The 16,899-nt window shown below is 42.1% G+C and carries 12 protein-coding genes; all 12 read right to left on the bottom strand.

From position 1 onward, the window contains the following. Position 1: 1 nt before the first annotated feature. Complete coding sequence (locus I6L54_RS16450) at positions 2-1,138, bottom strand: glycosyltransferase family 4 protein (protein WP_040231898.1); 1,137 nt, start codon at positions 1,136-1,138, stop codon at positions 2-4. Continuing rightward, positions 1,138-2,034 (bottom strand): GDP-mannose 4,6-dehydratase, encoded by an 897-nt coding sequence (locus I6L54_RS16455; protein WP_005122425.1) that lies wholly within the window; start codon positions 2,032-2,034, stop codon positions 1,138-1,140. The genes I6L54_RS16450 and I6L54_RS16455 overlap by 1 nt, the downstream gene beginning before the upstream one ends. Beyond that, positions 2,034-3,068: a GDP-mannose 4,6-dehydratase gene (gene gmd, locus I6L54_RS16460; protein WP_040231896.1), complete on the bottom strand. Its 1,035-nt coding sequence runs from the start codon at positions 3,066-3,068 to the stop codon at positions 2,034-2,036. The genes I6L54_RS16455 and gmd overlap by 1 nt, the downstream gene beginning before the upstream one ends. Before the next feature lie 59 nt (positions 3,069-3,127). Continuing rightward, a complete protein-coding gene (locus tag I6L54_RS16465; protein WP_072041462.1) occupies positions 3,128-7,141 on the bottom strand; it encodes a glycosyltransferase in 4,014 nt (1,337 codons plus the stop codon). An 18-nt stretch (positions 7,142-7,159) separates the two neighbouring features. Continuing rightward, complete coding sequence (locus I6L54_RS16470; RefSeq protein WP_040231895.1) at positions 7,160-7,453, bottom strand: hypothetical protein; 294 nt, start codon at positions 7,451-7,453, stop codon at positions 7,160-7,162. A gap of 15 nt (positions 7,454-7,468) precedes the next feature. After that, a complete protein-coding gene (locus I6L54_RS16475) occupies positions 7,469-9,163 on the bottom strand; it encodes a methyltransferase domain-containing protein (protein WP_052463758.1) in 1,695 nt (564 codons plus the stop codon). Next, positions 9,163-10,455 carry an ABC transporter ATP-binding protein gene (locus I6L54_RS16480; RefSeq protein ID WP_040231894.1) on the bottom strand — a complete coding sequence of 431 codons (1,293 nt, stop codon included), beginning with the start codon at positions 10,453-10,455 and terminating at the stop codon, positions 9,163-9,165. The genes I6L54_RS16475 and I6L54_RS16480 overlap by 1 nt, the downstream gene beginning before the upstream one ends. Then, the gene (locus I6L54_RS16485; RefSeq protein ID WP_005122439.1) at positions 10,455-11,246 is read right to left on the bottom strand and encodes an ABC transporter permease; all 792 of its coding nucleotides are present in this window, start codon (positions 11,244-11,246) and stop codon (positions 10,455-10,457) included. Before I6L54_RS16485 ends, I6L54_RS16480 begins: the two co-directional genes overlap by 1 nt. Positions 11,247-11,256: 10 nt before the next feature. Further along, complete coding sequence (cpsG, locus tag I6L54_RS16490) at positions 11,257-12,627, bottom strand: phosphomannomutase CpsG (RefSeq protein ID WP_040231892.1); 1,371 nt, start codon at positions 12,625-12,627, stop codon at positions 11,257-11,259. A gap of 20 nt (positions 12,628-12,647) precedes the next feature. Continuing rightward, positions 12,648-14,063 carry a mannose-1-phosphate guanylyltransferase/mannose-6-phosphate isomerase gene (locus tag I6L54_RS16495; protein WP_005122441.1) on the bottom strand — a complete coding sequence of 472 codons (1,416 nt, stop codon included), beginning with the start codon at positions 14,061-14,063 and terminating at the stop codon, positions 12,648-12,650. A 382-nt stretch (positions 14,064-14,445) separates the two neighbouring features. After that, positions 14,446-15,336, bottom strand: a complete 891-nt coding sequence (galF, locus tag I6L54_RS16500; protein WP_005122445.1) for a GalU regulator GalF — start codon at positions 15,334-15,336, stop codon at positions 14,446-14,448. A 165-nt stretch (positions 15,337-15,501) separates the two neighbouring features. Beyond that, positions 15,502-16,890, bottom strand: a complete 1,389-nt coding sequence (gene wcaM / locus I6L54_RS16505) for a colanic acid biosynthesis protein WcaM (protein WP_005122446.1) — start codon at positions 16,888-16,890, stop codon at positions 15,502-15,504. Positions 16,891-16,899 lie beyond the last annotated feature (9 nt).

The raw sequence follows: 16,899 nt of genomic DNA on the forward strand, positions 1-16,899 counted from the left end.
CTTACTTCACCTGTTTATATGCAGCAACCGTTTCAGTTGCACATCGTTTCCATGAAAATTGGTTAACATGTGATAATCCACTTTTAGTGGCACTATCCTGCCATTCCGTATCAGTAAGACTCTTCATAATTAAAGACGTAAGTGTCTCAACATCCATAGCATCACACATTAAAGCACTGCTACCTGCAACCTCAGGAAGTGAAGAGCTGTTTGAACAAACAACCGGAGTCCCAGATGCCATTGCCTCCAATACTGGTAGCCCAAATCCCTCATAGACTGATGGAAATAAAAAACTAACAGCACCTGCATAGAGTGCAGGTAAATCGCTTGACGGTGTAAATCCCAGGTAGCGCAGCCACCCTTCTCGTTTACCTTGTTCAAATCGACGATGTAAAGTATCACTGTTCCAGCCTTTGAACCCGCTAATAACAAGAGGAGTCTGCTTTCTCAGTGATAGTGGCAGACGTTCGTAGGCATCAAGCAATGTCGCAATATTCTTTCTCGGCTCAATCGAGCCAGTAAATAGGGAATATTTTTTAAAGGTAAGTTCGTATTTTCCGAGAACAGAAGTTATATCTTCTTCACGGCGGGGCTTGAATTCATCACTACATGCTAACTTTGCAGTAAATACCCTACTTTCAGAAATATTAAAATAATTAATCAGTTCCAATCTGGTGAAATCAGAGTCTGTAATAAATACTGATGCTCGCTTTACCGTTTGTAAAAGCTCTTTACGCATATACCTAACTCTCTCAGGAGGATGGCATTGCGGCAAAGTAAAAACAGAAAGATCATGAAACGTGACAACACAGCGCTCTACCTTCGGTGGCAGATAAAAATTCGGCCCATGATAAATCGCATCCTTATGATTTCTCAAGACATTAGTCTTCAACCACGGAGCTGTGAGCCTATATACTTCCGAAGCCAGTCGACTCTTTTTTATTAAACTTTTAAGCCCCTCTGTTGAAGAGCTATTTTCTTTAGCCACGGGCATTTGCTGAGTAAGTCGATGCCCATTTAAAAAAAGCAATTCGGATATTTCTGGAGCATCAGATAAACATTTAGCCAACTCAAATGCATAGCGACCGATACCTGTTAATGGGTATTTTATTGCATCAGTTCCAAATATGACTTTCATTACTCGTTTTCCAACATCCAGCGCAGGGTATCTTCGAGTGGTGGGACATTCCAATCTGGAATAAATGATTGTAGTTTAGATGGATCCCCACTAAGTGTCTTAACTTCATTTGCGCGGACAAATTCAGGATTAATCTGGATGGTCAGATGGTGTCCGGTTATTTTTTCACAAAGTTCAATGACTTTTCTCAGTGAATATGTGCGGCCAGAGCAGATGTTAATAACTTCGCCAATTGGTTTCGCCTGTAATAACTTGACATAAGCATGGCTTAGTGCACGAACATCTGTAAAATCACGCCAAACATCAATGTTACCTAACTCGATCGTCGGTGATTTTGATTTAAAGTGTTTAACTATCTTTGGCAGAAGGAAGTTTTCCGCCTGACCAACACCTGTATAGTTAAATGGCCTCGTAATGAATACGGGTAGTTTATCCATCCACAATCGAGACATATACTCCATGGCCAACTTGCTAACGGCATAATCGTTCGCTGGATTTGCTGCCGCAGATTCACTCAGTTGCCCGGCGGTACCATTTCCATAAATGTTAGCACTACTGGCGAGAAGCACACCATCAAGGGTTGAACTACACGCACTCAAAGCCTGCAATAAATTACGCGTACCAAGCAAATTAACATTGTAGAAAGCATCGGCATCACCATGCCCGACGTAAGCGATAGCGGCCAAATGAATAACAACGTTTGGTTGTATAAGCTCAACAATATCCTGCAACTTCGCAGTGTCCATTAGATCAACCTGATAATAATCAGGTCCATCAAAAGGCATTGCGCCAATACCAAATACCCGATATCCGGCAGCGGATAATTCCGCTGCCACATAGCGGCCGGTAAATCCATTAATCCCTGTTACCAGGGCATGTTTGCCGGCGCCGAACATCAGAAAGAAAATCCTTGCTGGTTACGACGTAAATCAGCCTCAACCATCAACTGGCACAACTGCTCCAGCGAAGTTTTTGGCTCCCAACCCAGAATTTCTTTGGCACGAGCGGGGTTACCAATCAGCAAGTCAACTTCAGCAGGACGGAAGAATTTCGGATTTACACGGACCAACGTTTTTCCAGTTGCGGTATCAATACCCACTTCTTGTTCATCTTTACCCTCAAAACGCAGCGTATATCCAGCGGCTTTGAAAGCCATGCTGACGAAGTCGCGCACAGTCTCTGTACGGTTAGTTGCCAGCACGAAGGTATCTGGTTTTTCTGCCTGCAGAATACGCCACATTCCTTCTACATACTCTTTGGCATAACCCCAGTCACGCTTAGCGTCCATATTGCCGAGTTCAAGAACGTCAAGTTTACCAAGCTTAATTTTTGCAACAGAATCAGTGATTTTACGCGTTACAAATTCCTGACCACGTAATGGTGATTCGTGGTTAAACAGGATTCCGCTTGATGCAAAAATATTATAGCTCTCACGGTAGTTCACGGTCATCCAGTGAGCATACAGTTTAGCTACGCCATATGGGCTGCGCGGATAGAACGGAGTATTCTCTTTCTGCGGAACAGCCTGCACCAGACCAAACATTTCTGACGTCGATGCCTGATAAAAGCGAATTTTAGGATTAACGATACGAATAGCTTCCAGAAGATTTACAGGGCCGAGACCGGTAATTTCTGCTGTAGTAATCGGTTGTTCGAAAGATACACCGACGAAGCTCTGCGCAGCTAAGTTATATACCTCAGTAGCTTCAGTTTGCTGCAGCAAGCGGATACTAGCAGACAGGTCAGTCAGATCGTATTCAACCAAAGTCAAGTTTGGGTGCTGTGCAATGCCCAACTCTTCAATACGCCAGAAATTGACAGAGCTGGTACGTCGGTATGTTCCGTATACTTTATACCCTTTACCAAGCAGCAGTTCTGCCAGATAAGCACCATCCTGACCCGTAATACCAGTAACAATCGCTATATTCATAATAATCTATCAATCTCATATTAATAATTAGTGACAATGTGACAATATAAAGAGAAGTCTTATCGAACTACTTTACGACAAATATTCACAAAGTCGTTTTCAACCACCTGCCAGCTAAATTTTTGAACTGTTTCAAAACCATTACTCCCCAAGCGTTCGCACAAAGCTGGCTCGTTTCTTAAGCGCACCAAAGCATCCTGTAGCTCTTCGTGACCCACCATCAGGGCATTTTCTTGATCAACAGCCATATCATGAAAAGCCACACAAGATTTATTGACTATCACCGGCTTTCTGGCCAGCCAGGCTTCGAGCAACACTATACCAAAGCTTTCGCTTGAACTCATATTTACCAGAGCCAAGCAAGACATCAATGCGCCACGCACCACTGAACGCGGCTGCCTCCCCAAATAAGAAACGTGTGGGGATGTGATCACCAATCCGTCATCATCTGGACCAATCATTACTAATTGAAGTTTTTTACCAGACTGGTTAATAGATTCAACAGCCTGGATTACTGAACGATAACCCTTAGCTCCGGATTTACGCCCCAGGACCAGAACGAATTCATCATCACTGCCGTACACGCTTTCAAACTCATGGCGATCGCTCTCCAGGAACTCTTCATCAGTATCGGCACCGGCCGGAAGATATTCAGAGCAGCACCCTTTCTCAACATAGAATGCATTCGCAGCTTTAGGTACAGCGAGGACTTTTGTTGCATTTCGTGCAGCATGAATTAAATCTGGGAAATGGTAATAGTCATCATCCAGATGCGCGTGCGGTATCAATAATGAAGGCACATTATGCTGTTTCGCCAGGTCAAGAGCAAATACCGCTGGTTTGAAAACAATGTTGTGCGTTACTACCAAATCGTACTTACCAATGTTAGTAGCAATATAATGTTCCATCGACGAAGAGTGCGGACCTCTGATATCAGTCAGGTTGACACCTAATGGAAAACGTGTTTTCTCTGCAGCCGTAGACAGAACATCAAACACTTTGTCTGGCGAGATACTTTGAGAACTTGCCAGAGTTGGTCGTGTCAGATCGAGTGGTGCACTGTCAATAAGTAACTCAGTAAGCATAAAACCTAATGGTCGAGGATCTTGCCCCCCCATAAATCGGCTAGATGTAAAGATCTCGAATATACCCGCATCAACTTCCAATTCAAGCGTAAAGTTATGCTCGATCTCCTGACTAAGGTAAATACCCCCATCAGGAGACTGCAATGTAATTAATGATTTTTCGGGGATATACCCTATCAGTTTTACTTTACTTGCTTTTGCCACATTGACTGCACAAGAAGAGTAGCTCCAGCGATAGTGGCTAGAAACTTCACCCTCTAAATCAGCCCATCCCCATGCGAGCCCATCTAATGATAATTTATCGGTTTGTTGAACAATAGCCTTCTCAAATACAGGCTGCACACGCCATGCTAAACTCGTTGCATTACTTAATGCTGAACTCGGACTATCATCAACAGGAAAGCGAGCAAAACGGAGATTAGACATTTCAATTGGTGCACCAATCTCGGCATCAAATTCGTAACGTTCCATGAAACGTGCATGATTAGTTGTTCGACTGACCTCTGTAGTCACGACATCAATTTCGAATTCTTGTGTGTCACCAAGTGCTTTCAAAAAGCGCTTCAAATTTGACTCTGCCCCACCTAATTCAGGATGAGTATAGCGATATGTAACAAACAGTACCTTACGTTTTGGTTTTTCCATGCTTAACAATAAATCCACGAATTTCTTCGCGATTCCCACCATAGAAAGTTCAGCACGGAATATATCTTTACGCTCTGCTCTCATTTCATCAGTGAAAACACCATCTGAAATAGATAAAGCATTTATCACATCTGAAAATGTTTCAGGTTCCGTCGGTGCGATATGTTTGTGAAGATGGCTCGGATAGCCACGTAAACCAAATTTTGAGCTTACGACAAACAGACCATTTGCGAAAAAGTCAGCCAACTTAATATTAGATCCACTACCTGAAGTCACTGGGTTCACTGCAAAAAGACAGTTTTGAAGAATAGCGGATTTGACTTCTTCATCTACGACCCCCCACAGGATAACATTTTTACCCGGATTGACGTTGATAGAATTGCAAACTGACCCAACTATATTAAACTGAACATCTGGGCATTTAGGTGCTATATTTTTTAATAAAAAATTGGCAGCATCCACATTTGGCATATGCGCGGATCCAAGAAATACTGCGGATTTCTTTGCAATTCTCTGTGTCACCTGCTGACGAATATCATTAGTAATTGGGGACGGTAGCTGTGCTCCATTACGGACAACGATCATGGGACCCGCTGTCTTTTTACCAACTAAAAGACTATAAGCATCACCATCCGATACAGCAATCGTTGCCGCCGAACATTCAACCGCATTCCTCTCAACAGATGTAACTATATCAATCAGATAGTTCTTTTTAGGGTGCCATTCCAGTAGTGATTTTTTAAGGATTGTTTCATCATTATGCGATGAATAGATAAAACGATCACGATAAGTAATCGGCACCGGTGCCATATATGGATGCTCGATAATTATAAATCGTGCAGATAGTTTCAAGATATTATAAACAGCTACTAATAAATCATTCTTAGCACAATGCACACTTGCAATTATATCATCGCAGGACACATGGAATTGTGCATTTAATTCATCAACTTGCTTACGATGTTCTGGTGATTTAGGGACGCAAATTACATATGTTTTTTCATTATACTTTTCCACAGACAACTTCTCATCGTCCGAGAAGCAAATGAAAACAACAGAGGATATATCATTAACGGCTTGATAGATCCCTCTGGTCCGAGTTCCTCCACCACCGACGCTTGAAAATGAATTGTAGTCATTAAGAACTAATGTGTAATTACTTGATTGTTTCTCAAGCTTATCTAGCTCAGGCAGGATATTTGCAACGATAACGTCCCACGTATAATTTTCGCTAGCAAATAATTTCCCTGCAAGACCTATTTCAACTGTGTTTGCAAAATCACTATCTGAAAGATGTTGCTTCAAAAGATCAGGGAAATCTTCCATCGCTCCTTCAATCACATTCTTGCCAGACTCAGTATTAAATCCGCGCATGCCAAAAGGAGTAGACAAGATAGGTAAAGCATAGGCGAAGTAGTCTAGTGCTTTAATATTAGAACCGCTACCTGACTCCATGGGATTCAATGCAATGCTCGCGTTTTCAAATAACCGAACTTTCTCTTCGTCAGTAACGCGGCCATGTCTAACAACATTTTTTACATACTCACCTACTGGTAAACAATTACCAATAATATCGAAAATAATATTAGGACATTTAGGAGCGATTTCTTTAGCAAGATAGATTGCAGCGTTTACATTCGGTAAATGGGCGCTACCAACAAAAACGGCTGAATGCTTAACTTTTGTTGCTCTCCGGGGTATTGCTCGATGGTTATCGACCATACCATTCGGAGAATAAAACATTACAGATTCTTTTTGAGGCGCGATCTTTTTAAATGATTCATAATCACTTTCACCGCAATAAAGTATCAGGTCAGCGTTATTCAGTAATTTTTTTTCAGCTTTAGAAACCAGGTCAACTATAGGTTGCGATTTTTCTGATGGATGAAGAGTCTGATATAATTCAGTCTCGCAATTATGCGAATTATAAATTCTTGGCTTACAATCTATACCCAGAAAAATGTCAAAATCGACGGTGAATGGGAAATCATGAATTATTATATCGGCAGATTCATATTCACTAAGATATGCTGCCAACATAGTTGTTGGGTACTGTGCACTAGCGGCAATAGCAGGAGCAGATAGATCACCATGGCCATCCGAAGTATAGCTTTCTAAATTTTGCCAGCATTGATCAAAATATTTATCCTTCGGGATTCGCCGCTCAACGAATGTCGCCGTATGATATATTTTTTCTTCTTTGACTCCCGGATGAGTAGAGGTTAGCAATGTTACATGATGATACTTGCTCAATGCTTTATAAAAATTATAAAGTTTGGACTCACCACCATTAGAGATCGGAACGAATGCCGGGAAGAAGTTAAGCGCAAGTATTTTTTTCATTATTTCCACAGCCATTGATTAGTAAAACCATGATTCAAGTACTGATTTCTTATCTTCATGGATACCTTTTTTCTTAATAGATAAAGAACCTTCTTGCTCTATTATTTTACAGTTATCTTCAGATACGGAACCATTTACAAATAAATCTAATGAGGAGGTATTATTGTAGCTTTCTTGCATCCCTCTTTTGATTCTACTTTTTAATTTTGGATAGCGATTCAAAAAACGCACAACACGCTGCTTCAGCAGTGGACGATTTTCGAAAAAGATTCGCGCAGCAGAAATTATGTTTTTACCTATCTTTTGCAACATGATTTTCTCCTGAAATCACCCACGGAACCGTAACAATTTTCTTACTAATTTTGATAGCAATCTCACAGGATAAGTTATTTTCCAGGAGGTACTAGCATAGACTAAATTAAGCTCGTTGCGTAATTGGTTTTCAATATGGTTCTTATCTATTATTCCAGCGATACTATTATTAGTATCATCAATTTTCTCACAAAGATTATCGATTTTAGCTGAAAGTTTCACATCCAGTTCATGATTATGAATAGATGAGTTAGTGTCACAAGTATCAATTCTATTCTGGATAAGCTTAATTTGCCAATTCATATGGTTTAGTGCTGATGACATATAGCTTTCCAGAATGGCAGAGACAGGGATATCTTCATTAGCCTCACTCTCATCAAGGAAGGCTGCATATATATTCTTAAAATTCCATTGATGACTCGGCAGAAGCCACACCTTTGCTATCCATTTTTTATATTTTTCTGGGAAATCATGAGGAGATATAAACTGTGGCCGCTGACTCCCTTGTTCCCGAATGCTATGATGTGCTATTTCTTTAATAAGGGCAAAGAATGACAGTATTTGTCCATAGAGATCATCACCATCAGAAATTCGAGTAGAGATAGAACCATAATCGATTACATGAACCTTCCCATCATCCCCCAATAAAATATTCCAGGGACGAAGATCGTTATGATATAAACCATGTTCCTCAAGAAGACTTATCTGTTCAAGAATATCTGCAACAATCTTCTCATCATCGTATTCATCACCAGCCATAATAATATCTAATAACAGACGACCTGGTGTTGAAGTTCTAACTAACCATGACTCACTCTCATTGCTACCATAGCAGAGCAAATCTGAAGAACGAAACCCTTCGATTTTTCTTTCCAGGAAAACTGACTCATTCTTTAACTCATTAAAATTACAATTGGTAGCGTCTTTTAGGAAAATCTTGATAATTTTATTATCTGAGAAATAGTAACGCCGTTTGTCCCCGTGATAATAATTATCCAACTGGTGTGATCTACGCATTGCGTGCTCAATAACGCCGTAGTTTCCACCAACGCTCCAGTATTTATTACTGGCGAAATATAAAGGACGCTCTACTACCGATAAATGTGTACCATGCATCGATAAATTATGGTTAAAGGTATAACTCTCAATCAGTTGACGAGGTTCTTCTGGTTGAGCGTCTGCCCAATACAATGGTTCGGAATTTAACGCAAACTCGAAAATGCCAGTTTCAACCTTACTGGATAACTCCTCAAAAAGTCCAAAAACATAATCAGCTCCATGCTCATAGACTAAATGATGGAATACGCTTAACCCAAGGACAAGATCGTATTCTTGCTCTTTAACTCTTTCCCGGATAATTGTTTCGATGCTACCTAGCAAGAACTCAATATTAAGACCATTGTTCTCATCCGCTAATTTATTGCAGACATTAATATTTGGCTGGCTGTAATCTACAGCTGTAACACTAGCTCCTCGAGCAGCTAAGTTCAGACTAAAGAATCCTTGCGCACAGCCTAAATCGAGTACTTTTAAAGGGCGCCCTTTATCCTTGGAAATATAGTCATAAAACGATATTATAGTTTCTAATCTATCGAAGCAGGCACGAGTTCGCGATGCTTGCGCATTAAATTCAGGATGCTTAAAAATTGGCTGATAAACCTCTGGTAATTGCTCTACCAGCTCTGAAATTGATTGTTTTTTATATGTCATTAAATAAATTCCTCGATTTGCTCAAAATCAGCCTGCATATCAACCAATCCCCACATATGGACACGGTTTGTAACTTTTAATAATATAGAATCGTATCTTCTATCGATAGGATCCGTTGTTTTTGTCGGATCCCCAGACGAAAGTCCTAACGAGAGTAGGTAGGTACCTTCATTTAAGCATAAGTTCATACTGAATTTATAAACTACAATATGACCAGACTTCCCAGTTGGTAATATTTTCCCTTTTGTGGAAAGGTATGAATTACTGCCATAGATAAATACACCTTCAAGACTTTTGATTAAAATCCCCGGAGTAACATGCTCAAAATCGTCTTCAAAAAGCACTTTCACATAAACATCTAATTTATCATTAGTATTGATTACAGTTGGATATTCTGCACCACCGCTTACCGTCAGGTAATCGATGATTTTTGCACCACCTTGTCCCCAGCGATGCTCTTCTTTCAGATATCCAGGGCGTGTATGATAGAGGTCTTCTGAATCTTGATTGATTTTAATTACATTGCTTTCATTATCTTGATTACTTGCAATATTCTCTTTCTTTTTACCAAACAAGTCATCCATATATAGATTAACGACTTCTCTGGAAGGACCATCAGCATAAACTTTGCCTGCTTTTAAAAAGATAGCTCTGTCACATTGCTTGGAGATGTCCATTACAGCATGGGAAACAAGTAACAGAGTCATACCCTGTTTTTTGTACTCCGCAATCCTCGAATAACATTTCGCCTGAAAATACACATCGCCCACTGATAGAGCTTCATCGACAATAAGTATATCCGGTTTTGTCGCTGTGGCTACCGAGAATGCAAGACGGGCTTGCATCCCAGAAGAATACATCCTCAGTGGTTGATCAATATATTCTCCAATCTCTGCAAATGCTTCAATCTCAGGGAATAAACTATCAATATCTTCAGTGGAATAGCCCAGCAGTTGACCAGCCATATACACATTCTGGCGACCTGAAAAATCCGGATGGAACCCAATACCTAGCTCTAGTAGTGCTGCTATGCGTCCATTTACTTTTATTTCACCACTGCTAGGTTGTGTAGTACCAGTGATTAACTTTAGTAAGGTACTTTTACCGGCACCATTTACGCCAATGATTCCTACTGACTCGCCGGCTTCGATTGTAAAGTTAATATCATTAAGGACAGACTTGGTTTTGTGCCTCTTTTTCTTGGTAAACCCACACCACTCAATTAATCGCCCCCATTTATTTGGGTAACTTTTGTATTCTTTATATAATTGTTTAACAGTAATGCTACCCATTATAATTCATCCACCATTTCACCAATATGTTTTCTAAACAAATGCAAACCGATGAAACAAAGTATGATACCAAGACTAAGTGGGTAGATTAATCCAAGCCAACTTGGGAAAACTCCACTCACCAAAATCTTTTGACATGCCTCAATCACGCTAGCCATAGGATTTATTTTCATTAGGGGATGAATACTTGCAGGCAAAATTGTTGCTGGATATATAATTGGCGTCAGCCAAAACCAGAACTGCAAAACAATGCCAAAAAACTGCCCAACATCGCGAAAAAATACATTTAAAACGCCAGTAATAATACCTATTCCCATAGCAAGTATTATCATAACAATTAATACTGGAATAAGAGCCAAATAGGCAAACCCAGGAAAATCATTAGTTACAATTAAAAATATCGTAAATAAAGAAAATATGATAAAGAAATTGACTAATGCACTACCAATTACAGTAACAGGCAAGCATAATTTGGGGAAATTAATTTTCTTTATAAGATTGGCGTTATCCAAAAACATATTTTGAGATCTAAGCACAAGATCTGAGAACAATCCCCATGTCAAAATACCTGCACATATATAGATACTATAAGCATATTGTGAATCAACGCCGGGTAATTTCGCCCGCATAACTTGAGAAAATATAACTGTATACACCACTATCATTGATAGTGGATTTAATACACTCCAGGTTACCCCAAGCAAGGAGTTTCTATACTTTGACTGAAATTCTCTTTTAATGTTACCGAGAATAAACCCCCGATATTCCCATATTAACTCTATAACCTTCACTGTTTCACCTTTACTTGATGAAGACTTCTAAATCAGAAACTTTTAGTTTAACTTTTTCAGTATTAGATTTTGTTTCAACATTCAAACGCAATAATGGTTCTGTATTCGATGTACGGATATTAAATCGCCAGTCAGAAAACTCCATACTCAACCCATCTACCTTATCGATTTGCTCCGCCATCAGCGCGTATTGCTGCTCTATTGCCTCAATCATTACACTTGCATTGTTGACCTTATAGTTAATTTCACCGCTACAAGGATATGCATTCATACGCTCGCTCACTAGTGTCTCAAGCGATAAGTTGCTTTTGGCAATCAACTCTGCGACCAGAAGCCACGGAATCATCCCACTATCGCAATATGCAAAATCGCGGAAGTAGTGATGTGCACTCATCTCTCCGCCGTAGATCGCATCTTCCTTACGCATACGCTCTTTGATGAAGGCGTGACCCGTTTTAGACATCACAGGAATGCCGCCAGCTTTTGTCACAATATCGATGGTATTCCAGGTCAGTCGCGGGTCATGAATGATCTTCGCGCCCGGTTCTTTTTGTAAGAATGCTTCGGCTAACAGACCTACAATGTAATAGCCTTCGATAAACTGCCCTTCCCCATCAAACAGGAAGCAACGGTCAAAATCGCCGTCAAAAGCGATCCCTAAATCTGCGCCATGTTCTTTAACAGCATCGGCAGTGTCTTTGCGACATTCTGGTAACAGAGGATTAGGGATCCCATTAGGGAAAGTGCCATCCGGCTGGTGATGAACTTTAATAAATGAAACGGGGACACTAGCAGCAACGAAACGTTTTTCAATCGCGTCAATGACGTGGCCTGCGGCACCATTGCCAGAGTTAACCACAAGCTTCATTGGACGAGTGAAGTTCGCGAAATCAATGTAGCCCATTAAGTGATCGACATAAGCGTCAAGAATAGAAATCTTCTTGTAGCTTCCGCGCAGTTGGGCATCAACAGGCGCGAAATTATTTTCTTCGGCTAAACGCTGTACATCGCGTAGTCCTGTATCACCACTGATAGGTTTCGCATTTTCGCGAACCAGTTTCATTCCGTTATAATCCATCGGATTATGACTGGCGGTAACTTCGATGCCGCCATCTACACCAAGATGGAAGGTTGCAAAATAGATCTCTTCTGTCCCGCTTAAACCAATATCGAGGATATCGGTACCCGCATCCATTAGGCCATTCGCTAATGCCAGTTTCAGGCTCTCACTGGTTAAGCGTACGTCACCGCCCACCACGATTGTTTTAGGCTTGAGGAATTCACCGTATGCGCGACCAATGCGATACGCAATATCTTCATTTAATTCTTCGCCTAATTTTCCACGAATATCATAGGCTTTAAAACAAGTCAGCTTAGACATAGATCTTTATACCTTCAAAATTAGCAACGACCATACTGGTCTTTAATACGAATAATGTCGTCATCCCCTAAATAGGAGCCAGATTGGATCTCAAGCAGTTCCAATGGAATCTTGCCTGGGTTTTCCAGTCGATGTTGTGCTCCGATGGGAATAAAGGTTGATTGGTTTTCAGTCAGCAGGAATTTTTGATCTTTAATCGTTACTTCACCCGTGCCAGACAGCACAACCCAGTGTTCGGTCCGGTGATGATGCATCTGCATCGAAAACGCTGCACCCGGTTTAACGGTGATTCGATTTACATTAAAACGCTCGGTCTGTACCACCACATCGCATCGCCCCCACGGACGGTATATTTCCCGGTGACGCTTATATTCACTGCGATGATTAGCTTTAAGATACTCAACAACTTTCTTAACATCCTGCACCTGATCTTTATCAACGACCAGTACAGCATCTTTTGTATTGATGATCACCAGATTATCGACACCGATAGCTGCGACCAATTTTTCATCAGTGTTGATATAGCAGTTATTTGCGTTGTGCATGAAGGTATCACCCGTCAGGACATTACCTTTTTTATCTTTAGGACTCACTTCCCATAGTGCCGACCAGGAACCCACGTCACTCCAGTCTGCATCAAGCCCAACGACGACAGCGTCTGTCGTCTTCTCCATGACCGCGTAGTCAACGGATTCATCCGGACAAGCGATAAACAGATCGCGATCGATCTTGATAAACTCATCGCTATCTTTGCAACCGCGGATTGCCGCCTTGCAGGACTCAAGAATATCGGGTCTGAATTTTTCCAGTTCTTCAAGATATTTCTTGGCCCGGAACATGAACATTCCGCTGTTCCAGTAATATTCACCAGAAGCTAAATAACCTTCCGCGGTTTCTTTGTTCGGTTTTTCCACGAAACGGCTAACCTGGTAAGCGATATTCTCACCAAGAACCTCTTCCTTACCGCGGTGAATATAGCCATAACCCGTTTCTGCACCGGTTGGTACAATCCCAAATGTGACAAGGCGCCCCTGCATGGCAAATTTAAATGCTGACTTTACCGCCTGGTGAAATGCCGGTTTATTGTTAATGATGTGATCTGCGGCTAATACCAGAAGAATTGGGTCATCGCCATTCTCTATTGCACTTAATGCTGCCAGCGCTATTGCTGGCGCAGTATTGCGGCCAACGGGTTCAAGAATGATATTATGAGAGAGCTTATTAATTTGTCTTAGTTGCTCAGCAACAAGAAATCTGTGTTCCTGATTGCAAATGACTACCGGTTCCCGTGCATCGACATCATCCAGACGAAGCACAGTTTCTTGCAGCATTGAACGCTGTCCATACAAACGAAGAAACTGTTTTGGGTAGAGCTCGCGCGACATCGGCCATAAACGACTACCGGTACCACCGGCCATTATCACAGGAAGTAACATCTTAGGTCCTTAAATATCAATGCGTTATACTAAACCAACAGAAGAGTTTCATCGTCGCTCAATGAAAAATGGGCACGCTACCGCACTGGCTCTACAGCTACCAGGACACTGCTCATTTTATGTTGGGCAAACAAATTGCTGATAACCCTCAACGAATTAAGGAATATCTCAACCGAATATTCTCTTATTTATTCACTGTGTAGACAAGAAAAATGTCCTACGGCGGACCGGTAATTTCTTACCGATCTACCTTTTTTAGTAATTGAAATTTAAAAAAAAACATTTATAGCAGCATTCTGCGGGTATCAGACAAATCATGACTCTTTACATATACTGCTACGATACTCGGTTCAAATCGTAGGCAACGAGGGTAGCAATAGCACTAGCTCAGCAGTTTTAAAATTTGATCCCTGAACTTCGGCCCTTCTTTCAGGTTGCGCAGTCCGTACTTCACAAATGCCTGCATGTAGCCCATTTTCTTACCACAGTCGTAGCTATCGCCGGTCATCAACATGGCATCAACAGACTGTTTTTTCGCCAGCTCAGCGATAGCATCCGTAAGCTGAATACGCCCCCACGCACCAGGCTGCGTGCGCTCAATTTCCGCCCAAATATCAGCAGAAAGCACATAACGCCCTACGGCCATCAGGTCCGAATCAAGGGTTTGCGGCTGGTCGGGTTTTTCAATGAATTCAACGATGCGACTGACCTTACCTTCGTTGTCTAAAGGCTCTTTGGTCTGAATAACGGAATACTCGGAAAGATCGCCAGCCATACGTTTTGCCAGCACCTGGCTACGCCCGGTCTCATTAAAGCGGGCCACCATTGCGGCCAGGTTGTAACGCAGCGGATCCGCGCTCGCCGTGTCAAGAATGACGTCAGGTAACACCACCACGAAAGGGTTGTCTCCGATTATCGGGCGCGCGCAAAGAATCGAGTGACCCAGACCAAGCAATTGTGCCTGACGAACGTTCATGATAGTCACACCTGGAGGGCAGATGGACTGCACTTCGGCCAGTAACTGGCGTTTAACACGCTGTTCAAGCAGTGATTCAAGTTCATAAGAGGTGTCGAAGTGGTTCTCAACCGCGTTCTTAGACGCATGTGTTACCAGAACGATTTCTTTGATACCTGCAGCTACAATCTCGTCGACAATGTATTGAATCATCGGCTTATCAACGATTGGTAGCATCTCTTTTGGGATGGCCTTTGTGGCAGGCAACATGTGCATCCCGAGGCCCGCTACCGGAATAACTGCTTTCAAATTAATCATTAAGTCATTCACCTATTCAATAGTTGCTGAATTATAGCTTTTTAGCTTGTTTTAGCCAGTATGAATTACATTGCTCAGTTAGGACGCATGTTACGCCGCTTATCGGCAGAATGCAGTAATCATAATCTTAGCCGGGTAGGTTTTTAGCCAGGAATGGTCGTAAAATTACCGGCCCGGTAGTCGAAAATTCACCGCCGCGACATTCACGACCTGGTGGTTTACGCCGTCAATATCAACCGAGCTTTGTCCTGCTTCATTAACTGCATGAACATTGGCCAGCGAGAGCAATGTACCCTGTTTGGCCATAAACTGACCGCGGACATCTTTGCGCAGATCAAAGTGCATCTTAAGCGCCGGCCCTATGGTGGATTGCTGCATCACATTGATATTTCGCAAGAAAAGATGTTGAGGTTTGTTGTGCAGCTCCAGCGTCGCGCGCTTCATCTCAACGTTAGTAATGGCCACAAATGAAGTTGCATTACCAGAGGAAATCTGAATACCACGTAATTTATAATCGAGTTGTGTGTTATCCAGTTGAATATTATTTAACTTAAAGTTTTGTGGGATGGACAAATATCGTCCTTTGATCACACCGTAACCAATCAGCATCCCTGCGCTATTTTTCATATTGATATTATCGATAACGAAATTATCACATCCATAAATAGCGACTGTAGCATTGTCGATACCTGCTTTCTTGCTGAAATCCGGGGTGATATTTTGTGCGGTAATATTACGAATGATAAAATGTTTGCCGTTCTCGACATGGACTAACTGCCGACAATCCGAGCCCGTTATATTGGCAACCACAAATCTTTTCACCGCCAGTTCGTCTGGATAGGTGTTGTCGTACGTACTACCTGCCAGCCCAATACCGATACCCCAGTTAACATTTCCGTTCGTACAATTGATGCGTTCTATAACATGGTCTGAAATCACGATGTCACTGTCGTTTATCGCGACATTCCACTCGATGGCGTCCCCCTGTAAATCACTAAAACGACTGTTGGTTATCCGTACCCCATCCATCTGGTTATGAAACCCCTGACGCAGGATCCCGTAATTCGCATCAGTGACAGTAATGTCATCAATGGTGAGGTTGCGCATCGCTCGCTGCGTTTTCCCCCCGATATAAATTTGCGCCACGGGGGCGAAACCGCTCATGGCTATGCCTTTTATCACACAGTCGGATCCCCTAACATCAAGGGTAATATTTCGCAAGCGCCCCCCCTGCTCCCCTGTCACGCGACAGCCATCCTGCAGAATAAATCGCCCACGACTGCTGCTACTGACCCCGCCTTGCAGATGCAACATTTTACCTGGTGGGATCACGATTGCGGTATTGATATTCCTGCACTCCAGACCAGCAGGTACGACAACGGTTTGCGCGTCTATAAATGCCTGCCGGAAAGAAGCCACCCAATCCTGTGGATTGTAATCCTGAATGTTGACGCTGCCCGATGATTCAAGCGCCCGGGCGACGGGAGAATGCAGTACGACAAGCGCAGAACCTGCCGTCAGAAAAGTACGTCGGGAGAGTTTTTTCTCTGGCATACAACCTCG

Origin of the sequence: Citrobacter pasteurii (genome assembly GCF_019047765.1) — a bacterium.
Taxonomy (GTDB): Bacteria; Pseudomonadota; Gammaproteobacteria; order Enterobacterales; family Enterobacteriaceae; genus Citrobacter; species Citrobacter pasteurii.